A 26,370-nucleotide genomic window follows, 5' to 3' on the forward strand; every position below is an offset into this window, starting at 1 on the left:
CAACGCCCACAAGAAGCGCCGGGCGATCCTCGAGCAGGCCTCCGGCTACCGCGGTCAGCGTTCGCGCCTGTACCGCAAGGCCAAGGAGCAGGTCACCCACTCGCTGGTCTACAACTACAACGACCGCAAGAAGCGCAAGGGTGACTTCCGCCAGCTGTGGATCCAGCGCATCAACGCCGCTGCCCGCGCCAACGGCATCACGTACAACCGCTTCATCCAGGGTCTGAAGGCCGCCAACGTCGAGGTGGACCGCAAGATCCTGGCCGAGCTGGCCGTCAACGACGCCGGTGCGTTCGCCGCGCTCGTCGAGGTCGCCCAGAAGGCGCTGCCGGCGGACGTGAACGCGCCGAAGGCTGCGTGACGCAGCGCTGTTCTCAGGCTGACGTGAGTGAGGGGCCCGCAGGCTGGTGAGCTTGCGGGTCCTTCATCTGTCGCTCGGTCATCGTGCGGCCGCGGGCTCGCCGTGGCTGGTCGCGCAGTCTCCGCGCCCCTTTCAGGGGCATCTCGCGAAGGTAAGTCGAATGGTTGCTCCCCCCGAGCTGATCTCCCCCCGTTCCGCCCGTGTGCTGGCCGCCCGGCGGCTCGCCAAGCGGAACTTCCGGGGCAAGGAGCGGCTGTTCCTGGCCGAGGGGCCGCAGGCCGTGCGGGAGGCGGCGGCACACCCGGACGCCCTCGTCGAGGCGTTCGCCACCGTCGAGGCCGCCGAGCGGTACGCCGACATCATCGGCGAGGCACGGGCCGCCGGGGCCCGCGTCCACCTCGCCGACGAGCAGGTCATCGAGGACATCTCCACCACCGTCACCCCGCAGGGCCTGGTCGGCGTCTGCCGGTTCCTCGACACGCCCTTCGAGCGCGTCCTCGCCGCCCGGCCCCGGCTGGTCGCCGTCCTCGCCCACGTCCGCGACCCCGGCAACGCCGGCACCGTGCTGCGCTGCGCCGACGCCGCCGGGGCGGACGCCGTCGTCCTCACCGACGCCTCCGTCGACCTGTACAACCCCAAGGCCGTCCGCGCCTCCGTCGGCTCGCTCTTCCACCTGCCCGTCGCCGTGGGCGTCCCCGTCGAGCAGGCCGTCTCCGCGCTGCGGGAGACCGGCGTCCGGGTCCTGGCCGCGGACGGCGCGGGCGAGCACGACCTCGACGCCGAGCTGGACGCCGGGACCATGGGCGGACCCACCGCGTGGGTCTTCGGCAACGAGGCGTGGGGCCTGCCCGAGGAGACCCGCGCCCTCACGGACGCCGTCGTCCGAGTACCGATCCACGGAAAAGCCGAGAGTCTGAACCTCGCGACCGCCGCCGCCGTATGTCTCTACGCGTCGGCGCGTGCACAGCGCGCCGCCGGAGGGTGCCGCTCCGTCACCGAGAGCTAGTAGGGTGACCAGCTCGGGACCCCGGCGTGGCGGAGAGGTGGGGTACGGGGATGGGTGTGGGCACGAGCAGCGCGCCGGAAGCACGTCAGGCCGGGCGCCCGCCCGCGCCCCGGTCCGGTGATGCCGCCGGCACCGGCATCGACCCCGGCATCGACCCCGACGAGCTGCCCGACGGACTCGTCGTCGCCGACGAGCACGGCCGGGTGGTCCGCTTCAACGCCGTCGCCGAGCGCATCACCGCCCGCCGCGCCGCCGACGCCCTCGGCCGGTCCCTGGACGCGGCCCTCCCGCTGGAAGACCTCGAAGGCCGCCGCTGGTGGCAGCTGACCGACCCCTACGGCGGACTCGCCATCCGGGTCCGCCAGCCCGAGCGGAACCTGCTCCTGCCCGGCGGCCGTGAGGTCCTGGTCTCCGCGCGGTACGTCCGCGACCTTCCCACCGGACCCGTCCGCCGCGTCGTCGTCACCCTGCGCGACACCGAGGCCCGCCGCCGCACCGAACGCAGCCACGCCGAGCTGATCGCCACCGTCGCCCACGAGCTGCGCTCCCCCCTCACCTCGGTGAAGGGCTTCACGGCGACGCTGCTCGCCAAGTGGGAGCGGTTCACCGACGACCAGAAGCGGCTGATGCTGGAGACCGTCGACGCCGACGCCGACCGGGTCACCCGCCTCATCGCCGAACTGCTCGACATCTCCCGCATCGACTCCGGCCGCCTGGAGCTGCGCCGCCAGCCGGTCGACATCGGCGCCGCCGTCGGCCGCCACATCCAGGCGTACGTCGCCGCCGGGCAGAGCGCCGACCGCTTCCTGCTGCGGCTCGCGCAGCCGCTGCCCGACCTGTGGGCCGACCCCGACAAGGTCGACCAGGTCCTGAGCAACCTCATCGAAAATGCCGTGCGGCACGGCGAGGGAACCGTCACCATTGACATCACGCCCGCGCCGTCCCCCCGCGAAGGGGAGGAGAGCGGCACGTCGGTCACGGTGAGCGACGAGGGGCCCGGCATCCCGGAGGAGTCCATGAACCGCGTCTTCACCCGCTTCTGGCGGGGCAGCAAGCGCGGTGGCACCGGCCTCGGGCTGTACATCGTCAAGGGCATCGTCGAAGCCCACGGCGGCACCATCACCGTCGGCCGCGGACCGCGGGGCGGTGCCGAGTTCCGATTTACGCTGCCCGTGGCGGCACCGGCGTACCTCACCTGAGGCGTCCGCGGGCCCCACGGGCGCAGCACCCCATCCCCACCCCGTTAGACTCGGCCTTTGGCACCTTTGTGTCCCGCACACGGCCCACAAGACGGTGACGAGCCAGACGGTGACGAGTCGGTGACGGGGACGTCAGCCAGCCGATCGGAAGCACGGGAAGAGATGTCCGCACCCAATAAGTCGTACGACCCTGTCGAGGTCGAGGCCTTGAAACCGGAAGAGATCGAGCGCATGCGGGACGAGGCGCTCGCCGCCTTCGCCGCCGCGGACTCCCTCGACACCCTCCAGGAGGCGAAGGTCGCCCACACCGGCGGCACGTCGCCGCTGGCGCTCGCCAACCGCGAGATCGGCGCGCTGCCCCCGCAGGCCAAGGCCGCCGCCGGAAAGCTCGTCGGCCAGGCCCGCGGCGCGGTGAACAAGGGTCTCGCCGCCCGCCAGGCCGAACTGGAGGACGAGCGCGACGCCCGGGTGCTGGTCGAGGAGTCGGTCGACGTCACCCTCGCCTACGACCGCGTGCCGGCCGGCGCCCGCCACCCCCTCACCACGCTCTCGGAGCGCATCGAGGACATCTTCGTGGCCATGGGGTACGAGGTCGCCGAGGGTCCCGAGGTCGAGGCCGAGTGGTTCAACTTCGACGCCCTGAACATCGGCCCGGACCACCCGGCCCGCGGCGAGGCCGACACCTTCTTCGTCGCCGGTCCGCAGGGCGGCACCGAGTCCGGCACCGTGCTGCGCACCCACACCTCGCCCGTGCAGATCCGTTCCCTGCTCGGCCGTGAGCTGCCGGTCTACGTGATCTGTCCCGGCCGCGTGTACCGCACCGACGAGCTGGACGCCACGCACACCCCGGTCTTCCACCAGGTCGAGCTGCTCGCCGTCGACGAGGGCCTGACCATGGCCGACCTCAAGGGCACCCTCGACCACATGGTGCAGTCGCTGTTCGGCGCCGGCATGAAGACCCGGCTGCGCCCCAACTTCTTCCCCTTCACCGAGCCGAGCGCCGAGATGGACATGCTCTGCTACGTGTGCAAGGGCGCCTCCGTCGGCAACCCCGACCGGCCCTGCCGCACCTGCTCCAGCGAGGGCTGGATCGAGCTGGGCGGCTGCGGCATGGTCAACCCGCGGGTGCTCACCGCCTGCGGTGTCGACCCGGAGAAGTACAGCGGCTTCGCCTTCGGCTTCGGTATCGAGCGCCTGGCGATGTTCCGCCACAACGTCGAAGACATGCGAGACATGGTCGAGGGTGACATCCGGTTCACCCGGCCGTTCGGGATGGAGATCTGATGCGGGTCCCGCTTTCCTGGCTGCGGGAGTACGTCGACCTCCCCGCCACCGAGACCGGCCGTGACGTGCAGGCCAAGCTCATTTCCGCGGGTCTGGAGGTCGAGACCGTCGAGCACCTCGGCGCCGACCTCAAGGGCCCCCTGGTCGTCGGACAGGTGCTGACCATCGAGGAGCTGGAGGGCTTCAAGAAGCCGATCCGCTTCTGCACCGTGGATGTCGGTCAGGCCAACGGCACGGGTGAGCCGCAGGAGATCGTCTGCGGCGCCCGGAACTTCTCCGTCGGCGACAAGGTCGTCGTGGTCCTCCCCGGCGCCACCCTGCCCGGCGGCTTCTCGATCGCCGCCCGCAAGACCTACGGCAAGGTCTCGCACGGCATGATCTGCTCCGGCGACGAGCTGGGCATGGGCGACGACGGCAGCCACGGCATCATCGTGCTGCCGCCCGAGACCGAGGTCGGCAAGGACGCGATCGAGCTGCTCCAGCTCGTCGACGAGGTCCTGGACATCGCCGTCACCGCCAACCGCGGCGACTGCCTCTCCATCCGCGGCGTCGCCCGCGAGACCGCCATCGCCTACGGCCTGCCGCTGCGCGACCCGGCCCTCCTCGACGTTCCCGGCCCGAACGCCTACGGCCACCCGGTGAAGATCGCCGACCCGGCCGGCTGCGACCGCTTCACCGCCCGTACGGTGACCGGCCTCAGCCCCGAGGCGCGCTCCCCGATCTGGCTCCAGCGCCGGCTCCAGAAGGTCGGCATGCGCCCGGTCTCCCTCGCCGTCGACGTCACCAACTACGTGATGATGGAGCTGGGCCAGCCCCTGCACGCCTACGACCGCTCCCTGGTCCAGGGCACCATCGGCGTCCGCCGCGCGGAGGCCGGCGAGAAGCTCAAGACCCTCGACGGCGTCGAGCGCACCCTGACCGCCGAGGACCTGGTCATCACCGACGACCGCGGCCCCATCGGCCTCGCGGGCGTCATGGGCGGCGCCAACACCGAGATCGCCGACCACGCGGACACCGAGAACGCCACGAGCGACGTGGTCATCGAGGCCGCGCACTTCGACGCGGTCTCCATCGCGCGCACCGCCCGCCGCCACAAGCTGTCCTCCGAGGCATCCCGCCGCTTCGAGCGCGGCGTCGACCCGCAGGCCGCCGCCGCTGCCGCGCAGCGCACCGTCGACCTCCTCGTGCTGCTCGCGGGCGGTACCGCCGAGGCCGGCGTCACCGAGATCAGCGCGCCGCACGCCCCGCACACCATCACCGTCCCGGCCGACCACCCCGACAAGGTCGCGGGCGTCTCCTACGGCCGCGAGACCGTCGTACGCCGCCTCCAGCAGGTCGGCTGCGATGTGTACGGCCAGGACGAGCTGCTGGTGACCGTGCCGTCGTGGCGGCCCGACCTCACCGACCCCAACGATCTCGCCGAAGAGGTCATCCGCCTTGAGGGCTACGAGAACCTGCCCTCCACGCTGCCGGGGACGCCCTCCGGGCGCGGCCTGACCGCCCGGCAGCGGCTGCACCGCCGGGTCGGCCGGGCGCTGGCCGGGGCCGGTTACGTCGAGGCGCTGAACTACCCGTTCGTCAGCGAGAAGGTCTTCGACCAGCTCGGCCTCGACGCCGACGACCCGGCCCGCCGCGTCGTGAAGCTGGTCAACCCGCTCAGCGACGAGGAGCCCGCGCTGCGGACCTCGCTGCTGCCGGGCCTGCTCGGCGCGCTCCGCCGCAACGACGGCCGCGGCAGCCACGACCTGGCGCTGTTCGAAACCGGCCTGGTCTTCCGGCCGCGCGAGGACCAGCGGACCGCCGTACGGCTCCCCGTCGACCGGCGGCCCAGCGACGAGGACATCGCCGCGCTGAACGCCGCGCTGCCCGACCAGCCCCGGCACGTCGCCGTGGTCCTCGCGGGCGCCCGCGAGCAGGCCGGCTGGTGGGGCAAGGGCCGCCCCGCGGACTGGGCCGACGCGGTCGAGGCCGCCCGGACCGTCGCCCGCGAGGCCGGTGCCGAACTGATCGTCCGCAAGGGCCAGTACGGGCCGTGGCACCCCGGCCGCTGCGCAGAGCTGGCGGTGCGTGCCGACAGCACCGACGGCACCGAGCGGGTCATCGGACACGCGGGTGAACTGCACCCGCGCGTGGTGAAGGCGCTCGGCCTGCCCGCCCGTACCTGCGCGGCGGAGCTGGACCTCGACGCCCTGCGGCAGGCCGGCGACGACACGCCGCAGGCGCCGTCCATCTCCACGTTCCCGGTCGCCACGCAGGACGTCGCGCTGGTCGTCGACGCGTTCGTCCCGGCCGTCGAGGTCGAGGCCGCGCTGCGCGAGGGCGCCGGTGAACTGCTGGAGTCCATCCGGCTGTTCGACGTGTACGACAACGCGGAGCAGCTGGGGGAGGGGCGGCGGTCGCTGGCGTACGCGCTGCGGTTCCGCGCGGCGGACCGGACGCTGACGGTCGACGAGGCGTCGGCCGCGCGGGACGCGGCGGTCGCCCTCGCGGGGGAGCGGACCGGGGCGGTGCTTCGGGGTTAGCGCCCAAGGGGCGGGGCGGATGTCTTCGGGCGAGCGACCGCGGGTGGTCTGTGATCGCCCGCGCCGTTCCCCGCGCCCCTTCCGGGGCCCGTCACTCATCTGAGTGAGTGTTTCGGGTGATCTGGTCCTATCGGGTCAGGTGGCCGACAGAATCGGACCGGTCCTTCGGGGCCGGTCCGCGCTGTCTGGGCCTGACTGGGGGACCAACGGCATGATCCGCATCGGGACCTTCACCGGTCCGTCCGCCCGACCGCGCAGGAGCCCGCTGCGCCGTGTGCTCACGCTGGGCCTGCCCACCGCCTGGGGCGCAACTGCCTGGGGCGCCACCGCCATCACCTACAAACTGGCGTGTCCGCTCGCCCAGCAGAACGGCCTGGGTGCCCGGATCGCCAGCAGCGCGGTCTTCTTCGTCGTCGGCACCGGTCTGGTGTTCCACGTCCGGCGGACGCTGCTGCGCGAACTGCGCCGGGCCCGTACCGTCGCCGGCGTCGCCCAGAGCGCGCTGCTGCGCCCGCCGCCCCCGCGCGTCGCCGGGCTGCGCGTCGCCGCGGCGCAGCTCTCCGCCGACCCCGACGCCGCGATCGGCGGCGACCTGTACGAGGCGGTCGGCACCGAGCACGGGGTGCGCGTCGTGATGGGCGACGCGCGCGGACACGGCCTCGCCGCCGTGGGCACGGCCGCCGCCGTCCTCGGCAGCTTCCGCGAGGTGGTGCACGACGGGACGGACCTCGCCGACGTACTGCGCCGGCTGGAACGCGCCCTCGCCCGGCACCTGGCCGGACGCGCCCGGGACGGCACGGCGGGCGAGGAGTTCGTCACCGTACTGCTGCTGGAGATCGGCGCCGACGGCGAGCTGCGCGCGCTGAACTGCGGGCATCCCTGGCCCCACCGGATCACCGACACCGGGGTCGAGCCCCTGGCCCGCACGGACCCCCTGCCGCCGCTCGGCCTCTTACCGCTCCCCGAGAAACTCCCCGTGGAGCACCACGGCCACCTCCTCCCGGGCGAGGCCCTGCTCCTGCACACCGACGGAGCCGAGGACGCCCGCGACCCCCGGGGCCGCTTCTTCCCCTTCCACGCGACCGTGACGGAGGCGACGGCCCCCCGCCCTCTGTGCCCCCAGGTGATCCTCGGCCGGATTCTCACAGCTCTCCTGCACCACACCCAGGGCGTTCCCACGGACGACGTGGCCCTCTTGATGCTGAGCAGCGACAGTGCCGCCAGGGGCGCGGGGCCGGCGACATCAGCTGCTTCGCAGCGGGGCGCGACCGACCACGACGGCGCCGCACTCGACCAAGTACCCACATGAACCCCGCGCCGGAAGGTGCCCGGCGGCGCCGCCCGCCCGCCACGGAATGTCGGGCAGACGGCCGGACGGACGGCGCAGCAACGGGCCGCCGCACTGTACGAGGGGGAGCCGGCGGCCCGACCGGCCTCTTGCGAGGCAGTTCAGTCAAGCGGCCGGGAACTCTCCGCAACAGCGTGCACACGGTACGGATTCACGCACTCCGTTCACACCCCGTGTGAAGACACACCCACTACTCTCTACGGCACCGAGCCCCGGGGGGCCTCCCATGCAGCCCAACACTCTGCTCGACGCGATCCTGGACGAGGCGGGAATCTCACACGCGGGTCTCGCCGCACACGTCAACCAGGCGGGCCGGGGCCGCGGCCTCGCCCTCCGCTACGAACACACAGCCGTCGCCCGCTGGCTGAAGGGCCAGCGCCCGCGCGGCCAGGTGCCCGACCTCATCTGCGAGGTGCTCGCGGGCCGGCTCCAGCGGTCGGTCACCCTCGACGACATCGGCCTCGGCGTGCCGGGCGAGCCGGCCGCCGCGCACACCGGCTCGCTCTCCGGGTTCGTCGAGCGGGCCACCGCGCTGTGGCGCTGCGACCAGCAGCAGCGCCCGCACATCCTCGGCGCGCCCGCGCTCACCGGCACCCCGGCCGTGATGCCCGTGTGGGAGTGGGAGAACCCGCCCGAGGACGTCGACGTCTCCCGGGGCGGCCGGCACCGGGTCACCGCGGCCGACCTGGAGATGCTGCGCTGCGCCCGCACCCACTACGAGCAGATGTACCGCAAGGCCGGCGGCGTGGCCACGCGCACCCGGATCATCGGCTTCCTCAACGCCGAGGCCGCCCCGCTGCTGCGCGGCGGCTACACCGACGCGACCGGCCGCCAGTTGCACCGCGCGACCGGCGGTCTGGTCGCCGTCGCCGGCATCTGCGCGTACGACTCCGACGCGCACGGCCTCGCCCAGCGCTACTTCCACCAGGCGCTGCGGCTCGCCAAGGCCAGCGGCGACCGGGGGCTGGGCGCCTACATCATCGCGCTCCTGGTCAACCAGGCGCTGTACATGCGGGAGTACCGGCAGGCCGTCGCGTTCGCCGAGGCCGCGCTGCGCGCCGCGGGACGGCACATCACCCCGGCGCTCGCCTCCGACCTGTACGCGATGCAGGCCAAGGCGTACGCCCACCTCGGCGACGGCACCAGCGCCCTGTCCTGCATCCGGCGGGCGGAGCAGGCCGCCGACCGCATCCGGCGCGGCTACGAACCCGACGAGACGGGCTATGTGCAGCCGGGCCTGGTCAACGTCCAGGTGGCGGAGGCGCTGCTCAGCCTCGGCGAGGTGGCCGCGGCGGCCGCGCACGCCGCGGCGGCGGTCGACACCCCCGCCCACGACCGGGGGCGGGTGCACCGCCTCGCCATGCTCAGCACGATCGAGCTGCGCCAGGGCAACGCCGACAAGGCCGTGGTGACGGCGGTCCAGATGACCGAGCAGGCCCGGGGGATGGAGTCCCAGCGCCTGCGCGACAGACTCCGCGCGGTGCGCGAGCACCTCGTGCGCAGCGGCTGCGCGGGCACCACCGAGGCGGCCGAACTCATCGACGGCGCGTTGCGCGTTCCGCTGTGACCCCTGTGCCCCAGGTGCTGCCTCGCGCGCTCCCCTGAAGGGAGGTCCGCGCCCGTCACTGCGCCGCGCACGGCTGCCGTGCGCCTGCTGCCGGGCAGCACCGGCTGCCATATTGCCACCTACTCAACGAAAGGTGGCATAACCGTGCAGTGGGTGAAACAGTACGAACAGATTGTGTACTCAAACCGCTGGTTCAGCGTCAATCTGGCGGACGTCGAACTGCCCGACGGGCGGCACCTCGACCACTTCCTCATACGGATGCGCCCCGTCGCCGTGGCGACGGTGGTCAACGAGGCCAACGAGGTACTGCTGCTGTGGCGGCACCGCTTCATCACCGACAGCTGGGGCTGGGAGCTCGCGGCCGGCGTCGTCGAGGACGGCGAGGACCTCGCCGTCGCGGCCGCCCGCGAACTGGAGGAGGAGACCGGCTGGCGGCCCGGACCCCTCCAGCACCTCATGAGCGTGGAGCCGTCCAACGGCCTCACCGACGCCCGGCACCACATCTACTGGGCCGACGACGGCGAGTACGTCGGGCACCCCGTGGACGACTTCGAGTCCGACCGCCGGGAATGGGTCCCCCTGAAACTCGTTCCCGACATGGTCGCCCGCGGGGAGGTGCCGGCCGCCAACATGGCGGCCGCGTTACTCCTGCTGCACCACCTCAGGCTCGGACAGGACGCCATTCCCTGACCCGCCCCCGACGTCCGTCCCGCGGGCTAGCGGCCCATCGCCTGCCAGACCGCCACGATGAGCGCCCCTGTGGCCGTGAGGGCCGCGATCGACGGCAGCGGCCATCGCGAGTGTTCCAGGGAGACGAGGCGGGTACTCAGTTCGTCCACCGTCTTGGCGGTCTCCTCCGTGCGGTGGTTGAGCAGCGTCAGGCCGCCTTCGACGCGGGCGTACGCCACGTCGAGACGGCGCCGTAGGTCCGCCACTTCTCCTGTGACGACGGGCTGCTCGGGATCGGCGGTCACGAGTCCGCTCCTTTCCGTAATCGGACGGGGCCGAGGCGCATCGCTCGGCCTGCGCATCTTGAGTCAACTCGCCCGCCGGAGATGGGGGGAGCGTGTGCGGCGGGCATATGCGTGCCCGGCGCGCACACGGTGTGTGAACGCGGCGGGCCCGGCACCCCGAGAGGGTGCCGGGCCCGTGCCGGTCCGCGGTGCGGTGTCAGGCGTAGGTGTAGAAGCCCGAGCCGCTCTTCCGGCCGAGCCGTCCGGCGTCGACCATGCGCTGGAGCAGCGGGGGAGCGGCGTACAGCGGCTCCTTGTACTCGTCGTACATCGAGAAGGCGACCGAGGCGACCGTGTCGAGCCCGATCAGGTCCGCCAGCTTCAGCGGGCCCATCGGGTGGGCACAGCCCAGCTCCATGCCGTTGTCGATGTCCTCGCGGCTGGCGATGCCCGACTCGAACATCCGGACCGCGGAGAGCAGGTACGGGATCAGCAGCGCGTTGACCACGAAACCGGAGCGGTCCTGCGCGCGGATCGAGTGCTTGCCGAGCACCTTCTCCGTGAAGAGCTGCGCCCGGCTGAGCGTGCCCTCCGACGTGGTCAGCGCCGGGATCAGCTCGACGAGCCGCTGCACCGGCGCCGGGTTGAAGAAGTGGATGCCGATGACGTGGTCGGGCCGCGAGGTGGCGACCGCCAGCTTCACCAGCGGGATGGAGGAGGTGTTCGAGGCGAGGATCGCGTCGGGGCGGGTGACGACCTGGTCGAGGACCTGGAAGATCTCGGTCTTGACCTGCTCGTTCTCGACGACGGCCTCGATCACCAGGTCACGGTCGGCGAACTCGCCGAGGTCCGTGGTGAAGCCCAGGCGGGCCTGGGTGGCCTCCCGCTCGTCCTCGGTGAGCTTCCCGCGCTCGGCGGCCTTGGCCAGCGAGTTGAAGAGCCGGGTACGGCCTATCTCCAGGGCCTCTCCGGTGGTCTCGGCGACCATCACCTCCAGACCGGCGCGGGCGCACACCTCGGCGATGCCCGCACCCATCTGCCCGCAGCCGACCACGCCGACGCGCGCGATATCTCCCGAGAAGACGGTCACATCGTCCCTTTCGCTGTCCTGTGCTGCCGCAGCGCGCCGGGGTACCGGCGTCTGCTCCGATCGTGCACGTTACCCCCGACGTGACGCCGATCGGTCCGCCGGGTCGTGCATGCTGTGCCCCGGAGGCGATCCGCGGCCGAGCGGATCCACAGCGTTTTGGGGTCTTCCATGAGTCTTCCCGTGAACCGGCTCTCCCGCCGGGCCTTCGCGGTGGCCGCTGTGTCGGCGCTCACGATGGCGCCGCGGGCCTCGTCGGCGCCGGGGCACCGGGACGTCCCGGCCCGGGGCGCGTCCGGCGCGTCCGGCGGCGCTGCGACGACCGGCATGCGGGGCATGTGGCTGGCCACCGTGGCCAACCGCGACTGGCCGTCCCGGCCGGGGCTGTCCGGCAGCGATCAGCGCAAGGACCTGATCGCCTACCTCGACACGGCGGTGGAGTACCGCCTCAACGCGGTCTTCTTCCAGGTGCGCCCCGCCGCGGACGCGCTGTGGCCGTCGGCGTACGAGCCGTGGTCGGAGTGCCTGTCCGGAGTCCAGGGCCGGGACCCCGGCTGGGACCCACTGGGCACGGCCGTCGCGGAGGCCCACGCGCGCGGGCTGGAGCTGCACGCCTGGTTCAACCCCTACCGGGTCGCCTCCCACACCGACCCGTCCCGCCTCGCCGCCTCCCACCCCGCCCGAAAGAACCCCGACTGGGTCGTTCCGTACGGCGGGAAGCTGTACTACAACCCCGGGCTGCCCGAGGTCCGCGCGTTCGTACAGGACGCGATGGCGGACGCGGTGCGCAGATACGAGGTGGACGGCGTCCACTTCGACGACTACTTCTACCCGTACCCGGTGGCCGGGCAGAGCTTCGACGACGGCGCCGCCTACTCCACCTTCGGCAGCGGCTTCGAGTCGAAGGCCGACTGGCGGCGCGACAACATCGACCGGCTGATCAAGGAGATGGCGGCCCGCGTCAAGAGGACCCGGCCCGCCGCGCGCTTCGGCGTCAGCCCCTTCGGCGTGTGGCGCAACGCCGCCACCGACCCGCGCGGCTCGCAGACCCGCGCGGGCGTGCAGACCTACGACGACCTGCACGCGGACACCCGCAAGTGGGTCGCCGAGGGCTGGCTCGACTACATCGTGCCGCAGCTGTACTGGAACATCGGCCTGGAGGCCGCCGACTACGCCGAGCTGCTGCCCTGGTGGGCGGCGGTGGCCCGGGACAGCCGCACCGAGCTGTACATCGGCGAGGCGCTCTACAAGGCCGGCGACGAGACGCAGCCCGAGGCCTGGCAGGAGCCCGACGAGCTGTCCCGGCACCTGGCGCTGGCGAAGGACCACCCCGAGGTGCGCGGCCACGTCTTCTTCGGCGCGCGGGACGTCGAGGCGGACCCGAACGGCGCGATGACACGGGTGAAGGCCGATCACTACCCGACGCGGGTCGGCGTCCCGCGCTGAGCGCGGGCCCCGCTACAGCCGGTTGTCCCGGTGCCGTATCTCGGTGTCCGGGCCGGGCGAGCAGACGGCCTCGTGTCCGTCCTGGAAGCGGACGCGGTACGGGGGAGCGCCCGCCCGGCCCAGCACTTCCACGATCTCGGCGACCCTGTCGTGCTGTCCGACCACCCGGCCGTGCTGGACGAGCTGGTCACCCACGGTTGCTTGCATGGACGGGGCCTCCTCACCGTCGCGGGAGCAGCGGTCCGTGCGGAGCCGAGTCTACGGCGGCGGGGGCCCGCCGGACATGGGTCGGCGGACGCCGCTCAGCCCCGCGACCGCTGGGTGACGGCGATGCAGACCAGTACCGCCGCTGCCGTCAGCGGGGCGGCCACCGGCAGTTGCTCGCCCAGCAGCAGCACCGACCACACCAGGGTCAGCAGCGGCTGCGCCAGTTGCAGCTGGCTGGCCTTGGGGATGCCGATCGCGGCCATGCCCCGGTACCAGACGACCAGGCCGAGGAACTGCGAGCCGACCGCCACCCACAGCAGCCCCGTCACGCTGTGCGCGGTCAGCTCCACCGGCTCGAGGGACAGCGCCACGGCCGTCGCGGGCACCGTCAGCGGCAGGCACAGCACCAGCGCCCAGCCGATCACCTGCCAGCCCGGCATGACCCGCGCCAGCCGGCCGCCCTCGGTGTACCCGGCCGCGCACACCAGCAGCGCCGCGAAGAGGTAGGCGTCCGCCGCCGTCAGCGCCCCGCCGCTCTGCTGCACGGTGAAGGCGACCACGGCCGCCGCGCCCGCCAGCGCCGCCGTCCAGAAGGTCCGCGAGGGACGGGTCCCGACCCGCAGCGCGGAGAACAGGGCCGTCGTCAGCGGCAGCAGCCCGACCACCACGGCGGCGTGCGCGGTGGTGGAGGTCCGCAGCGCCAGCGTGGTCAGCAGCGGGAAACCGAGGACGACGCCCGCGCCGACCACCGCGAGCCCGGACCGGTGCGGCCGCTCCGGCAGCGGCACCCGCAGCGCCAGCAGGCAGCCGCCCGCGATGACGGCGGCGAGGACGCTGCGCACGGCGACCAGGGACCAGGTCCCGAAGCCTTCCAGGCCCCAGGCGGTGGCGGGGAAGGTGAGCGAGAAGGCGACGACGCCGAGCGCGGCCTGCACGGTCCCGGCGGCGGCTCCTGCGGCGGTCCCGTCCGGCTTGCCGACCGCTATCGCCGATATTTCGGTAGCGCTACTCTGTGCTCTCATGCATGAGCGTAGCAGCGTCGATGACCTGGCGAGCAGGCTGCGGCAGGAGCTGGACCGCTACTCCCCAGGTGGAAAGCTCCCGTCGAGCCGGGCCCTCGTCGACCGGTTCCGGGTGAGCCCGGTGACCGTCTCCCGGGCGCTGGCGCAGCTCGCCGCCGAGGGGCTGGTCGTCACCCGCCCCGGCGCCGGGGCGTTCCGCGCCGAGGTCCGTCTCCCGGCCGCGCCCGGCGGGGACACCTCCTGGCAGGAGGTCGCCCTCAGCGCGGACGGCGCCGCCGACCTCGTACCGCGTTCGGTGGACGCCTCCGGGGTCCTTGTGTCGCTTGCCGCACCGCCGCCCGGCGTCATCGAGTTCAACGGCGGCTACCTGCACCCCTCGCTCCAGCCGGAGCGGGCCCTCGCGGCGGCCCTCTCCCGGGCCGGCCGGCGGCCCGGCGCGTGGGGACGGCCGCCGATGGAGGGCCTGCCGGAGCTGCGCGAGTGGTTCGCGCGCGCCATCGGCGGACCCGGCGGGACCGTGACCGCCGCCGAGGTGCTGATCACCGCCGGCGGCCAGTCCGCGCTGACCACGGCGTTGCGCGCGCTCGCCCCGCCCGGCGCGCCCGTTCTCGTCGAGTCGCCGACCTACCCCGGCATGCTGGCCATCGCCCGCTCCTCCGGACTGCGGCCCGTGCCCGTCCCGGTGGACCCGGACGGGGTGCGCCCCGCCCTGCTCGCCGACGCCTTCCGCGCCACCGGCGCCCGGGTCCTCGTCTGCCAGCCGCTGTTCCAGAACCCGACCGGCGCGGTGCTCTCCGCCGAGCGGCGCGGTGAGGTGCTGCGGATCGCGCGGGCGGCGGGCGCGTTCGTCGTCGAGGACGACTTCGTACGGCGGCTGGTGCACGAGGACGCCGGGCCGCTGCCGCGTCCGCTCGTCGCCGACGACCCGGACGGCGTCGTCGTCCACGTCTGCTCGCTGACCAAGGCGGCCTCACCGAGCTTCCGGGTGAGCGCCCTCGTCGCCCGCGGCCCGGTACTGCGGCGGCTGCGCGCCATCCAGGTCGTAGACAGCTTCTTCGTACCGCGACCGCTCCAGGAGGCCGCGCTGGAACTGGTCGGCTCGCCCGCGTGGCCGCGTCACCTGCGGACGATCTCCGCCGAACTGCGCACCCGCCGGGACGCGATGACCTCCGCGCTCCTCGCCCACCTGCCCGAACTGGTCCTGCCGCACGTCCCGTCCGGCGGCTACCACCTCTGGCTGCGCCTGCCCGACGACACCGGCGAGTCCGCGCTGGCCGCCGCCGCCCTGCGCCAGGGAGTCGCCCTCACGCCCGGCCGCCCCTACTTCAGCGCCGAGCCCCCGGCCGGCCACCTCCGCCTGAGCTTCGCCGCGGTGGCCGGCACGAGCGAGGTCACCGAGGGCGTACGACGCCTGCGCGCGGCCCGCGAAGAGGTGGCCGGCCGACCGGACGGAGTGTGAGGCGTCATGGCGGCCGGGTGGGTGCCGGGGCCGCCGGAGGCGATTTGGGGGGCCGGGGCGGCCGGACGGAGCGTGAGGGGCCGGGGTCGCCGGTCGGCCGGACGGAGCGTGAGGCGCCGGGGCCGCCGGATGGCCGGACGGAGCGTGAGGCGTCATGGCGGCCGGGTGGGTGCCGGGGCCGCCGGAGGCGATCTGGGGCGCCGGGGCGGCTGGACGGAGCGTGAGAGCCCGGGGGTCGCCGGGCGGCCGGACGGAGCTTGGGGCGCCGGGGCGGCCGGACGAAACGAGAGGCGCCGGGGTCGCCGGGCGGCCGGTGGGAATCCGGGCCTCCGGGCCGTGACCGCCGCGAGTCGCCCTCGGTGTTCCGTGCGCCACTTTCGGTGACACCTGGTAACACCCTTGACCCGCGTACCACCGCGGCTCACGATCGCGGCATGTCGCTGCGCGTCACGTTCGTCGCGGCCGCCCGCAACTCGCCGGCGCCCGCGGAGCGGTTCGAGGACGACCGGCCGCTGGACCGGGAGGGCTGGGAACGGGTCCGGCGGGCCTCCCCCTGGCTGCTGCCGCTCGCGGTGGCCGAACTCCGCTACTGCTCACCCGCGCCCCGCGCGCGGGCCACCGGCGAGGGCCTCGGCTACGCCCCGCTCGTGCAGCCCGCCCTGCGCGACTGCGACATGGGGCGCTGGCGCGGACTGACGCTGGGCGAGGCGATGGCCAGCGAGCCGCAGGCGGTGGACCTCTGGCTGGCCGACCCGCGCGCCACCCCGCACGGCGGTGAATCGCTGCTCGCGTTCATCGGCCGCGTCGGCGACTGGCTCGACACCCGCCCCGCCGAGGACGGCGACCGCGTCGTCGCCGTCGCCGAACCGGCCGTGATCCGCGCCGCGCTGGTGTACGTACTGGGCGCGCCGCCCGCGACGTACTGGAGCATCGACGTACGCCCCCTGGCGACGGCGGCCGTCACCGGCGGCGCGGGCCGCTGGGCGCTGCGCTTCGACGGCTGACCCGCGCTACTCCCGTACGTAGTCGGTGGTGAGCAGCAGGTCCTTGGCCGGACCGCCCACGCGCCACACCGTGCGCCAGTGGTCCGCGTCGCGCACCGTGAACTCGCCGCGGTACAGATCGGCGGCGCAGGGGTGGTCGGCGACGTACCGGCCCGAGGCCAGGTCGAGGTCGTGGAAGAACCGGCCGTCCGCGAACCGCACGTCCGCCGTGCCCGGCGAGCCGCCCGGCAGGAACCGCAGCGTCCGCTCGGCGCGCCGGGCCACGCCCTGCCAGGTGAACGTCCCCGACTCCAGGTGCAGCAGCCCGTCCTCGTCGTCCAGCGGCCGGAAGACCGTCGTGCCCTCGAACCGCCCCTCGTCCCCGCTCGCGAGGTCCCGCACCGTCCGCGCCACCCGCCAGCTCCCGGCCAGGTGCGCCAGTACATCCCGTACCGGCCAGAACTCGCCCATCGTCATGCCCTCCGCCCCTGCCGGACCGCCCGCCCCCGCACGCCCCATTGACGCTCTCCGGTCACCTCCCTATCTTGCCGTTCGAAGTGCTGATCGATGTCCGATATTTCGACCAGAGCCGCGGAGTATCCATGTCACGCACGCACCGCCACCGTCTCAGACTCGGTCTGACCGCGACGGCCCTCCTGACCGCCACCGCCCTGCTCCCCGCCCCCGCGCACGCCGAGGCGGTCGCGGACTACGCCATCACCGTCGACCCGGACGCCCGGGGCGCGGCCATCGACGACACCATGTACGGCGTCTTCTTCGAGGACATCAACCGCGCGGCCGACGGCGGTCTCTACGCCGAGCTGGTGCAGAACCGGTCCTTCGAGTACTCCACCGCCGACAACGCCTCGTACACCCCGCTGACCTCGTGGACGGTCGACGGCACCGCGGAGGCCGTCGACGACACCGGCCGGCTCAACGAGCGCAACCGCACCTACCTGGCGCTGGGCGCGGGTTCGTCCGTCACCAACGCCGGATACAACACCGGCATCCGCGTCGAGCAGGGCAAGCGGTACGACTTCTCCGTCTGGGCCCGCGCCGGGTCCGGCACCACCCTCACCGTCGGCCTGAAGGACGCGGCCGGCACCCTCGCCACCGCGCGCCAGGTCGCCGTGGAGGGCGGCTGGCGCAAGTACACGGCGACCTTCACCGCCACCCGCACCAGCAACCGCGGCCGGCTCGCGGTCGCCTCCTCCGCCGCCACCGCCCTCGACATGGTCTCCCTCTTCCCGCGCGACACCTACAAGGGCCAGTCCAACGGCTTGCGCAAGGACCTCGCCGAGAAGATCGAGGCGCTGGACCCCGGCTTCGTCCGCTTCCCCGGCGGCTGCCTGGTCAACACCGGCTCCATGGAGGACTACAGCGAGGCGAGCGGCTACCAGCGCAAGCGGTCCTACCAGTGGAAGGACACCGTCGGGCCGGTCGAGGAGCGCGCCACCAACGCCAACTTCTGGGGCTACAACCAGAGCTACGGCCTCGGCTACTACGAGTACTTCCGCTTCGCCGAGGACATCGGCGCCATGCCGCTGCCCGTCGTCCCCGCCCTGGTCACCGGCTGCGGCCAGAACAAGGCCACCGACGACGAGGCGCTGCTGAAGCGGCACATCCAGGACACCCTGGACCTCATCGAGTTCGCCAACGGCCCCGCCACCTCCACCTGGGGCAGGCTCCGCGCCGAGATGGGCCACCGCAAGCCCTTCGGCCTGACCCACCTCGCCGTCGGCAACGAGGAGAACCTCCCCGAGGCGTACTTCACCCGCTTCGAGAAGTTCCGCGCCGCGATCGAGGAGAAGTACCCGGACATCACCGTCGTCTCCAACTCCGGCCCGGACGACACCGGCACCACCTTCGACACCCTGTGGAAGCTCAACCGCGAGGCCGGCGTCGACCTGGTCGACGAGCACTACTACAACAGCCCGCAGTGGTTCCTCCAGAACAACGACCGCTACGACAGCTATGACAGAAACGGTCCCAAGGTCTTCCTCGGCGAGTACGCCTCCCAGGGCAACGCCTGGAAGAACGCCCTGTCCGAGGCCGCCTACATGACCGGCCTCGAGCGCAACGCGGACGTCGTCAAGCTCGCCTCGTACGCGCCGCTGCTCGCCAACGAGGACTACGTGCAGTGGCGCCCGGACCTCATCTGGTTCAACAACCGGGCCTCCTGGAACTCGACCAACTACGAGGTCCAGAAGCTTTTCATGAACAACACGGGTGACCGCGTCGTCCCGTCCACGGCCACCACCACCCCCGGCGTCAGTGGCCCCATCACCGGCGCCGTCGGCCTGTCGACGTGGGCGACCAGCGCGGCGTACGACGACGTGAAGGTCACCTCCGCCGACGGGGAGACGCTGCTGAGCGACGACTTCTCCGCCGGCGCGGGGCAGTGGACCGGGTCCGGCAGCGGCAGCTGGAGCGTTCAGGACGGCCAGTACGTACAGAGCGACGAGGCCGCCGAGAACACCCTGGTCACCGCCGGCGACCCCGCCTGGCAGAACTACGACCTGCATGTGGAGGCCACCAAGAAGGCCGGCAAGGAGGGCTTCCTCGTCGCCTTCGGCGTCAAGGACACCGGCAACTACTACTGGTGGAACCTGGGCGGCTGGAACAACACCCAGTCCGCCGTCGAGCAGGCCGTGGACGGCGGCAAGTCGACGCTGATCTCCAAGGCCGGGTCGGTCGAGACCGGCCGCGCCTACGACATCGACGTCAAGGTCCGGGGCCGCCAGGTCACCCTCTACCTCGACGGCGAGGAGTGGGGCAGCTTCACCGACGACAAGCCGGCCGAGCCGTTCCGGCAGGTCGTCACCGAGGACGAGCGCACCGGCGACCTGATCGTCAAGGTCGTCAACGCGCAGGACACGGCCGCCCGCACGGCGATCGACCTCGGCGGCGCGAAGGTCGCCTCCCGGGCGAAGGTCACCACTCTGGCCGCCGGCCAGGACGAGGTGAACACCGAGACGGACGCCCCGGTGACCCCGGTGACGTCGACCTTCTCCGGGGTGGCGGCGGAGTTCTCGTACACGTTCCCGGCGAACTCGGTGACGTTCCTGCGGATCAAGCGGTAGCCAACGTCACAGACGCCGACCAGGCGTCGAGGGAGACGGTCAGCGCCTGGCGCTGACCGTCTTTCGAATCCCGGACAAGGACGGGCGCTCCATCTGCTCCGTCCGCTGGGGCGTTCGCGACCGGGTGGGGCCGGGCAGGACTGTCTGGGCCGAGTGTGCCCTGCGGCACCGATGAGGGATTGCATAAACGTGCATGGCAACGTATAGTCATGCCTCCTAGGAGGAGGCATATTCCATGGTGGTACGTGCGGCGGTGGCCGGGGCGAGTGGATACGCGGGCGGAGAGCTGCTGCGTCTGCTCCTGACCCACCCCGAGATCGAGATCGGTGCCCTCACCGGCAACAGCAACGCCGGGCAGCGGCTGGGCGCGCTCCAGCCGCACCTGCCGCCGCTGGCCGGCCGGGTGCTGGAGGCGACGACGCCCGAGGTGCTCGCCGGGCACGACGTCGTCTTCCTCGCGCTGCCGCACGGGCAGTCCGCCGCCGTCGCCGACCAGCTCGGACCGGACGTCCTCGTGATCGACATGGGCGCCGACTTCCGGCTGGCGGACGCCGGCGACTGGGAGACCTTCTACGGTTCCCCGCACGCCGGGACCTGGCCCTACGGCCTTCCCGAACTGCCGGGTGGCCGCGGTGCGCTGGAGGGGTCCAAGCGCGTCGCGGTGCCCGGTTGCTACCCGACCGCCGTCTCCCTCGCCCTCTTCCCGGCGTACGCCGCCGCGCTCGCCGAGCCCGAGGCCGTGATCGTCGCCTCCTCCGGCACCTCCGGCGCGGGCAAGGCGGCCAAGCCGCACCTGCTGGGCAGCGAGGTCATGGGCTCCATGACCCCGTACGGCGTCGGCGGTGTCCACCGGCACACCCCCGAGATGATCCAGAACCTCAGCGCGGCGGCGGGGGAGCGGGTCTCCGTCTCCTTCACGCCGACGCTCGCGCCGATGCCCCGCGGCATCCTCGCCACGTGCAGCGCGAAGGCGAAGGCCGGGGTGAGCGCCGAGTCCCTCCGCGCCGCCTACGAGAAGGCGTACGCCGACGAGCCCTTCGTCCACCTGCTGCCCGAGGGGCAGTGGCCCGCGACGGCGTCCGTCTACGGTTCGAACGCCGTGGCGGTGCAGGTCGCGCACGACGCCGCCGCGGGCCGGATCATCGCCATCAGCGCCATCGACAACCTGGCCAAGGGCACCGCGGGCGGTGCCGTCCAGAGCATGAACATCGCCCTGGGTCTCGACGAGACCACGGGACTGACCACGATCGGAGTCGCGCCGTGAGTGTGACGGCAGCCAAGGGATTCACGGCGGCGGGCATCGCCGCCGGGATCAAGCAGAACGGCAACCCCGACCTGGCCCTCGTGGTCAACACCGGACCCCGCCGCGCCGCCGCGGGCGTCTTCACCTCCAACCGCGTCAAGGCCGCGCCGGTCCTCTGGTCCGAGCAGGTCCTCAAGAGCGGCGAGGTGGCAGCCGTCGTCCTGAACTCCGGCGGCGCCAACGCCTGCACCGGACCCAAGGGCTTCCAGGACACCCACGCCACCGCCGAGAAGGTCGCCGAGGTCCTCGGCTCCATCGGCGCGGGCGAGGTCGCCGTCTGCTCGACCGGACTCATCGGCGTGCTCCTCCCCATGGACAAGCTGCTGCCGGGCATCGAGACGGCCGCGGGCAAGCTGAGCGAGCACGGCGGCGAGAAGGCCGCCATCGCCATCAAGACCACCGACACCGTGCACAAGACGTCCGTCGTCACGAGCGAGGCCGGCTGGACCGTCGGCGGCATGGCCAAGGGCGCGGGCATGCTCGCCCCCGGCCTCGCCACCATGCTCGTCGTCCTCACCACCGACGCCGACCTGGAGGCCGAGGTACTGGACCGGGCGCTGCGCGACGCCACCCGCGTCACCTTCGACCGCGTCGACTCCGACGGCTGCATGTCCACCAACGACACCTTGCTGCTCCTCGCCTCGGGCGCCTCCGGGGTCACCCCCGAGTACGCCGCGTTCGCCGAGGCCGTACGGACCGTCTGCGACGACCTCGGACAGCAGCTCATCCGGGACGCCGAGGGCGCCAGCAAGGACATCAAGGTCGAGATCGTCAACGCCGCGAGCGAGGACGACGCCGTCGAGGTGGGCCGCTCCATCGCCCGCAACAACCTCCTCAAGTGCGCCATCCACGGCGAGGACCCCAACTGGGGCCGCGTCCTGTCCGCCATCGGCACCACGAAGGCCGCCTTCGAGCCCGACCGGCTCAACGTCGCCATCAACGGCGTCTGGGTCTGCAAGGAAGGCGGTGTCGGCGAGGACCGCGACCAGGTCGACATGCGCTACCGCGAGGTGCACATCGTCGCCGACCTGGCAGCCGGCACCGAGACCGCCACCATCTGGACCAACGACCTCACCGCCGACTACGTCCACGAGAACAGCGCCTACTCGTCATGAGCACCCCCACGCGGAAGCACACCGCCCTCCCCAAGGCCCAGACCCTGATCGAGGCACTGCCCTGGCTCGTGCGGCACGCCGGCAAGACCGTCGTCATCAAGTTCGGCGGCAACGCCATGGTGAACGACGAGCTGAAGTCGGCCTTCGCCCAGGACGTCGTCTTCCTGCGGCACGCCGGCCTCAAGCCCGTCGTCGTGCACGGCGGCGGCCCGCAGATCAGCGCCGCCCTCGACCGGCACGGCATCGTCAGCGAGTTCAAGGCGGGCCTGCGCGTCACCACCGAGGACGCCATGGACGTCGTACGGATGGTCCTGGCCGGGCAGGTCCAGCGCGAGCTGGTCGGGCTGCTCAACCGGCACGGCCCGCTCGCCGTCGGCATCACCGGCGAGGACGCGCACACCATGACCGCCACCAAGCACCAGCCCCGGATCGACGGCGAGCTGATCGACATCGGCCGGGTCGGCGAGATCACCGACATCGACACCGGCGCGATCGAGGCGCTGCTCGCCGACGGCCGCATCCCGGTCGTCTCGTCGATCGCCCGCTCCGAGGACGATCACCATGTCTACAACGTCAATGCTGATACGGCGGCTGCGGCACTCGCTGCGGCGCTCGGCGCCGAGACTCTCATGGTCCTCACCGACGTCGAGGGCCTCTACGAGGACTGGCCGCACTCCGACGAGGTGATCAGCCGCCTCACCGCCACCCAGCTGGAGAAACTCCTCCCGGAGCTGTCCAGCGGCATGGTGCCCAAGATGGAGGGCTGCCTGCACGCCGTCCGCAACGGCGTCACCACCGCCCGCGTCATCGACGGCCGGGTCCAGCACTCGATCCTGCTGGAGATCTTCACCGACGAAGGTATCGGCACCATGGTCGTGCCGGACGAGAAGGAAGAGAAGGAAGAGGGGGAGCAGTGAGCAACGAGGAGCTGACCGCCCGGTGGCAGGGCGCGCTCATGAACAACTACGGCACCCCCCGGCTGCCCCTGGTGCGCGGCGCGGGCGAGCGGCTGTGGGACGCCGACGGCAAGGAGTACCTCGACTTCGTCGGCGGCATCGCGGTCAACGCCCTTGGCCACGCCCACCCGGCGGTCGTCGAGGCCGTCAGCCGGCAGATCGGCTCCCTCGGCCACGTCTCCAACCTCTTCATCGCCGAGCCGCCCGTCGCGCTCGCCGAACGGCTGCTCCAGCACTTCGGCCGGGACGGCAAGGTCTACTTCTGCAACTCCGGCGCCGAGGCCAACGAGGGCGCCTTCAAGATCGGCCGGCTCACCGGGCGGACCCACATGGTCGCCACCCAGGGCGGCTTCCACGGCCGCACCATGGGCGCCCTCGCCCTCACCGGCCAGCCCGGCAAGCGGGACCCGTTCCTGCCGCTGCCCGGCGACGTCACCCACGTCCCCTTCGGTGACGCGCAGGCGCTGGCCGCCGCCGTCACCGACGAGACCGCCCTGGTGATCATCGAGCCGATCCAGGGCGAGAGCGGTGTCGTCGTGCCGCCGGCCGGCTACCTCAAGGCGGCCCGCGCGATCACCGCCGCGCACGGCGCGCTGCTCGTCCTGGACGAGGTGCAGACCGGCGTCGGCCGCACCGGGCACTGGTTCGAGTACCAGGCCCACGAGGGCGTCCTGCCGGACGTCGTCACCCTCGCCAAGGGACTCGGCGGCGGGCTGCCGCTCGGCGCGACGGTCGCCTTCGGCCGCGCCGCCGACCTCCTCGGCCCCGGCCACCACGGCACGACCTTCGGCGGCAACCCCGTCGCCTGCGCCGCCGGACTCGCCGTCCTCGACACCATCGCCGACGACGGACTGCTGGAGAACGTCAAGCGGCAGGGCGAGCGGCTGCGCGGCGGCATCGAGGCGCTCGGCCACCCGCTGGTCGCTCACGTCCGGGGTGCGGGCCTGCTCCTCGGTATCGTGCTCACCGGGCCGCTCGCACCCCAGGTGCAGCAGGCGGCCCAGGACGCCGGGATCCTCGTGAACGCGCCGGCACCCGACGTCGTACGGCTGATGCCGCCGCTGACCCTCGGCGACGACGCGGTGGACGCGTTCCTCGGGGCGTTGCCCGGGATCCTGGACGACGCAAGTGGCGGGGACGGACGAGCCGGAGAATGAGACGACGATGAGCCAGGCGCAGGACCACGAGGGCACCGGGGCCAACGGGCCCGCCGTGCCGCAGACCCGCACCGCCCGCCACCGCCGGATCGTGGACATCCTCAACCGGCAACCGGTGCGGTCGCAGAGCCAGCTCGCGAAGCTGCTCGCCGACGACGGGCTGACCGTCACCCAGGCGACGCTCTCCCGGGACCTCGACGAGCTGAACGCGGTGAAGATCAGGAACACCGACGGGGACCTGATCTACGCGGTGCCCAGCGAAGGGGGTTTCCGGACGCCCCGGGCGCCGCTGGGCGGGTCGGCCAAGGAGGAGCGGATGCGGCGGCTCTCGGCGGAGCTGCTGATCTCCGCGGAGGCTTCCGCGAATCTCGTGGTGCTGCGGACTCCGCCGGGGGCGGCGCAGTTCCTCGCCTCGGCGATCGATCAGGCGGAGCTGCACGACATTCTCGGGACGATCGCCGGGGACGACACGGTGATGCTGATCAGTCGTCAGCCGACGGGGGGTCAGGCGCTCGCCGATCATCTGCTGAGGCTGGCTCAGAACCAGAACGGGCACTGAGGCAGTTCGTCGGGTGCGGGTGCGTCGTGGCTGGTCGCGCCCGCGCGGCGGAGCCGCACATCGATACAGCCCCGGGCCCCTTACGGGGCGCATATCGGTCGCGCCCGTGCGGCGGAGCCGCTTATCGATACAGCCCCGTGCCCCTTACGGGGCGCAGCCCGGCACCCCGAACTGCCGGGCTGCGTGGCCCGCCTTTCCTCAGCCCAGGTGGGCTGCCAAGCCTCCCGTGCATCTCACCTCGTCGCCCGCTGTGATCAGGAGGGCCTCCGCGTCGGGGACGGACTCCAGCCAGCGCAGGGCGGCGCGGGAGCCCATCGCGAAGGCCGCCGTCGCCCAGCAGTCGGCCCAGGTGAGGCTGGGGGCGACGACCGTCACGGCGACGAGGTCGGTCACCGCGGAGTGACCCGTGCGCGGGTCGAGGACATGCGCGCCCCGCTCCGCGGACCCGGACGTCGCCACCGCCAGTTCGGCCGACCCCGCGGCGGAGACGACGGCCGCCAGGCCGCCCGGACGCAGGGGGTCCGAGACACCGACGCGCCACGGCCGCCCGACCCCTGGCACGCCGATCACCTGCACGTCCCCGCCGCCGTTGACGCTGACCCCGCGCGCACCGGCCGCCGCGAGCCGCCGCGCCGCGCGCTCCACCGCCCAGCCCTTGACGATGCCGGTGGGATCGAGGGAACCCCGGTACGTGGTGCTGAACCAGCCCTCGCTCACCCGTTCCGCCTCGGCCGCCAGCGCCAGCACCTCGCCGACCTCGGGCGGACACTCCGCCACGGTCAGCTCGTGCCGGGCCAGCCGCGAGACGTGGCTGTCGGCGCGGAACGTACTGAACACCTCGTCGGCCCGGTGCAGCGAGGCGACCGCCTCCGCGAGCGCCGCCCGCACCTCGCCGGGTTCCCCGCCGCGTACGTCGAAGGAGAAGACCGTGCCCATCGCCTCCTCCACGTGCCGCACCGCGGCGGGCGCCTCGGCGGACTCCGCCACCGGGTCAGCCACCGGCCTGGTCCAGCGCGGACTGGAGGGACTGTTCGTACCCGGCGCTGGTGTAGGTGGCGCCGGAGACGGCGTCGATGTCGGCGGTCCCGGCGGTGACGGCGGCCTGGTTGAGCCGCGGTACGGCGTCGGCGGTGACCTGGCTGCTGCGCCCGCCCTCCGGCGCCTGCACCGCCTCGGCCTTCGTGACCTTTCCGCCCGCGACGGTGACCCGCACCTGCACCGGCCCGTACTGGGTCTGCACGGCCTCACCGGTGACGGTACGGGCCTGCTCCTCGGCCGGTTCGGACGCCGCCGCCGAGCCCTTGTCGATCGCGGACTGGAGAGACTTCTTGTAGCCGGCGCTGGTGTAGGTGGCGCCGGAGACGGCGTCGATGTCGGCGGTCCCGGCGGTGACGGCGGCCTGGTTGAGCCGCGGTACGGCGTCGGCGGTGACCTGGTCGCTGCGCCCGCCCTCCGGCGCCCGCACCGCCTCCGCCTTCGTGATCTTCCCGCCGCTCATCGTCAGCCGGACCTGCACGGGCCCGTACTGGGTGCTGACCACGTCACCGAGGACCGTACCGGCGTCGCCGGTCCCGGCGCCCGCCGCCTCCTGACCGCCCTGCGGCGACCCGGCCGCCGCGGGCGGGGCCGTACCGCCCGCGGCGGCGGCCGAACCAGGGTCGGAGGCCGGTTTCAGCGACAGCAGCAGGACGACACCGGACACGGTCGCGGCGCCCACGAGCACGGCCCGCCGCAGGGGATGGCTCCTCTTCAT

The 26,370-nt window shown here is 72.9% G+C and carries 24 protein-coding genes; 17 read left to right on the forward strand and 7 right to left on the reverse strand.

Annotated features, from left to right (window positions below; genetic code table 11):
* From rplT to UW392_RS56510, 8 genes are all read left to right on the forward strand, one after another.
* Positions 1 to 361 (forward strand): 50S ribosomal protein L20 (gene rplT / locus UW392_RS56475; protein WP_320783285.1); only part of this gene is annotated, 361 nt, incomplete at its 5' end.
* A gap of 160 nt (positions 362 to 521) precedes the next feature.
* Positions 522 to 1,367, forward strand: a complete 846-nt coding sequence (locus tag UW392_RS56480) for an RNA methyltransferase (RefSeq protein WP_320783286.1) — start codon at positions 522 to 524, stop codon at positions 1,365 to 1,367.
* Between the two features lie 50 nt (positions 1,368 to 1,417).
* Positions 1,418 to 2,566 (forward strand): ATP-binding protein, encoded by a 1,149-nt coding sequence (locus UW392_RS56485; protein WP_320783287.1) that lies wholly within the window; start codon positions 1,418 to 1,420, stop codon positions 2,564 to 2,566.
* Between the two features lie 162 nt (positions 2,567 to 2,728).
* On the forward strand, positions 2,729 to 3,850 hold the full coding sequence (gene pheS, locus UW392_RS56490) for a phenylalanine--tRNA ligase subunit alpha (RefSeq protein WP_320783288.1): 1,122 nt from the start codon (positions 2,729 to 2,731) through the stop codon (positions 3,848 to 3,850).
* Positions 3,850 to 6,372, forward strand: coding sequence for a phenylalanine--tRNA ligase subunit beta (gene pheT, locus UW392_RS56495; protein WP_320783289.1), 2,523 nt, complete (start codon positions 3,850 to 3,852; stop codon positions 6,370 to 6,372). The genes pheS and pheT overlap by 1 nt, the downstream gene beginning before the upstream one ends.
* A 211-nt stretch (positions 6,373 to 6,583) precedes the next feature.
* Entirely contained in the window at positions 6,584 to 7,681 is a 1,098-nt protein-coding gene (locus UW392_RS56500) for a PP2C family protein-serine/threonine phosphatase (RefSeq protein ID WP_320783290.1), read from the forward strand.
* A gap of 265 nt (positions 7,682 to 7,946) precedes the next feature.
* Positions 7,947 to 9,287: a transcriptional regulator gene (locus UW392_RS56505; protein ID WP_320783291.1), complete on the forward strand. Its 1,341-nt coding sequence runs from the start codon at positions 7,947 to 7,949 to the stop codon at positions 9,285 to 9,287.
* Positions 9,288 to 9,431: 144 nt separating this feature from the next.
* Positions 9,432 to 9,977 carry an NUDIX hydrolase gene (locus tag UW392_RS56510; protein ID WP_320783292.1) on the forward strand — a complete coding sequence of 182 codons (546 nt, stop codon included), beginning with the start codon at positions 9,432 to 9,434 and terminating at the stop codon, positions 9,975 to 9,977.
* Between the two features lie 26 nt (positions 9,978 to 10,003).
* Here UW392_RS56510 and UW392_RS56515 read toward each other — a convergent pair whose 3' ends face one another.
* Positions 10,004 to 10,261 (reverse strand): hypothetical protein, encoded by a 258-nt coding sequence (locus UW392_RS56515; RefSeq protein WP_320783293.1) that lies wholly within the window; start codon positions 10,259 to 10,261, stop codon positions 10,004 to 10,006.
* 196 nt (positions 10,262 to 10,457) lie between these two features.
* Positions 10,458 to 11,330: a 3-hydroxybutyryl-CoA dehydrogenase gene (locus UW392_RS56520; RefSeq protein ID WP_320783294.1), complete on the reverse strand. Its 873-nt coding sequence runs from the start codon at positions 11,328 to 11,330 to the stop codon at positions 10,458 to 10,460.
* A 180-nt stretch (positions 11,331 to 11,510) separates the two neighbouring features.
* On the opposite strand from UW392_RS56520, the gene UW392_RS56525 reads away from it, so the two are divergent.
* Positions 11,511 to 12,773, forward strand: coding sequence for a glycoside hydrolase family 10 protein (locus UW392_RS56525; RefSeq protein ID WP_320783325.1), 1,263 nt, complete (start codon positions 11,511 to 11,513; stop codon positions 12,771 to 12,773).
* Between the two features lie 12 nt (positions 12,774 to 12,785).
* On the opposite strand, the gene UW392_RS56530 is transcribed toward UW392_RS56525, so the two are convergent.
* Together UW392_RS56530 and UW392_RS56535 are read right to left on the reverse strand one after the other, a co-directional pair.
* Positions 12,786 to 12,980 (reverse strand): DUF1918 domain-containing protein, encoded by a 195-nt coding sequence (locus UW392_RS56530; protein ID WP_320783295.1) that lies wholly within the window; start codon positions 12,978 to 12,980, stop codon positions 12,786 to 12,788.
* A 95-nt stretch (positions 12,981 to 13,075) separates the two neighbouring features.
* Complete coding sequence (locus UW392_RS56535; RefSeq protein WP_320783296.1) at positions 13,076 to 14,002, reverse strand: DMT family transporter; 927 nt, start codon at positions 14,000 to 14,002, stop codon at positions 13,076 to 13,078.
* Here UW392_RS56535 and UW392_RS56540 point away from each other — a divergent pair.
* Both UW392_RS56540 and UW392_RS56545 read left to right on the forward strand, forming a co-directional pair.
* The gene (locus UW392_RS56540; RefSeq protein ID WP_320783297.1) at positions 14,001 to 15,461 is read left to right on the forward strand and encodes a PLP-dependent aminotransferase family protein; all 1,461 of its coding nucleotides are present in this window, start codon (positions 14,001 to 14,003) and stop codon (positions 15,459 to 15,461) included. The genes UW392_RS56535 and UW392_RS56540 overlap by 2 nt on opposite strands.
* Positions 15,462 to 15,895: 434 nt before the next feature.
* Positions 15,896 to 16,465 carry a histidine phosphatase family protein gene (locus UW392_RS56545; RefSeq protein ID WP_320783298.1) on the forward strand — a complete coding sequence of 190 codons (570 nt, stop codon included), beginning with the start codon at positions 15,896 to 15,898 and terminating at the stop codon, positions 16,463 to 16,465.
* 6 nt (positions 16,466 to 16,471) lie between these two features.
* On the opposite strand, the gene UW392_RS56550 is transcribed toward UW392_RS56545, so the two are convergent.
* Positions 16,472 to 16,915 (reverse strand): DUF6314 family protein, encoded by a 444-nt coding sequence (locus UW392_RS56550; protein WP_320783326.1) that lies wholly within the window; start codon positions 16,913 to 16,915, stop codon positions 16,472 to 16,474.
* A 131-nt stretch (positions 16,916 to 17,046) separates the two neighbouring features.
* On the opposite strand from UW392_RS56550, the gene UW392_RS56555 reads away from it, so the two are divergent.
* The 6 genes from UW392_RS56555 (at position 17,047) to UW392_RS56580 (ending at position 24,617) form a co-directional block, all read left to right on the forward strand.
* Positions 17,047 to 19,527 (forward strand): alpha-L-arabinofuranosidase C-terminal domain-containing protein, encoded by a 2,481-nt coding sequence (locus tag UW392_RS56555; protein ID WP_320783299.1) that lies wholly within the window; start codon positions 17,047 to 17,049, stop codon positions 19,525 to 19,527.
* A gap of 235 nt (positions 19,528 to 19,762) precedes the next feature.
* Positions 19,763 to 20,791 carry an N-acetyl-gamma-glutamyl-phosphate reductase gene (gene argC, locus UW392_RS56560; protein WP_320783300.1) on the forward strand — a complete coding sequence of 343 codons (1,029 nt, stop codon included), beginning with the start codon at positions 19,763 to 19,765 and terminating at the stop codon, positions 20,789 to 20,791.
* Entirely contained in the window at positions 20,788 to 21,945 is a 1,158-nt protein-coding gene (gene argJ, locus UW392_RS56565) for a bifunctional glutamate N-acetyltransferase/amino-acid acetyltransferase ArgJ (protein ID WP_320783301.1), read from the forward strand. Before argC ends, argJ begins: the two co-directional genes overlap by 4 nt.
* Positions 21,942 to 22,862: an acetylglutamate kinase gene (gene argB, locus UW392_RS56570; protein WP_320783302.1), complete on the forward strand. Its 921-nt coding sequence runs from the start codon at positions 21,942 to 21,944 to the stop codon at positions 22,860 to 22,862. The genes argJ and argB overlap by 4 nt, the downstream gene beginning before the upstream one ends.
* The gene (locus tag UW392_RS56575) at positions 22,859 to 24,058 is read left to right on the forward strand and encodes an acetylornithine transaminase (protein WP_320783303.1); all 1,200 of its coding nucleotides are present in this window, start codon (positions 22,859 to 22,861) and stop codon (positions 24,056 to 24,058) included. The genes argB and UW392_RS56575 overlap by 4 nt, the downstream gene beginning before the upstream one ends.
* Positions 24,059 to 24,065: 7 nt before the next feature.
* Complete coding sequence (locus tag UW392_RS56580) at positions 24,066 to 24,617, forward strand: arginine repressor (RefSeq protein ID WP_320783304.1); 552 nt, start codon at positions 24,066 to 24,068, stop codon at positions 24,615 to 24,617.
* A 198-nt stretch (positions 24,618 to 24,815) separates the two neighbouring features.
* Here UW392_RS56580 and UW392_RS56585 read toward each other — a convergent pair whose 3' ends face one another.
* Both UW392_RS56585 and UW392_RS56590 read right to left on the reverse strand, forming a co-directional pair.
* Complete coding sequence (locus UW392_RS56585) at positions 24,816 to 25,553, reverse strand: FAD:protein FMN transferase (RefSeq protein ID WP_414497577.1); 738 nt, start codon at positions 25,551 to 25,553, stop codon at positions 24,816 to 24,818.
* A 55-nt stretch (positions 25,554 to 25,608) separates the two neighbouring features.
* Positions 25,609 to 26,370, reverse strand: coding sequence for an FMN-binding protein (locus UW392_RS56590; RefSeq protein WP_320783306.1), 762 nt, complete (start codon positions 26,368 to 26,370; stop codon positions 25,609 to 25,611).

It is taken from the genome of Streptomyces sp. CRN 30 (assembly GCF_034105845.1).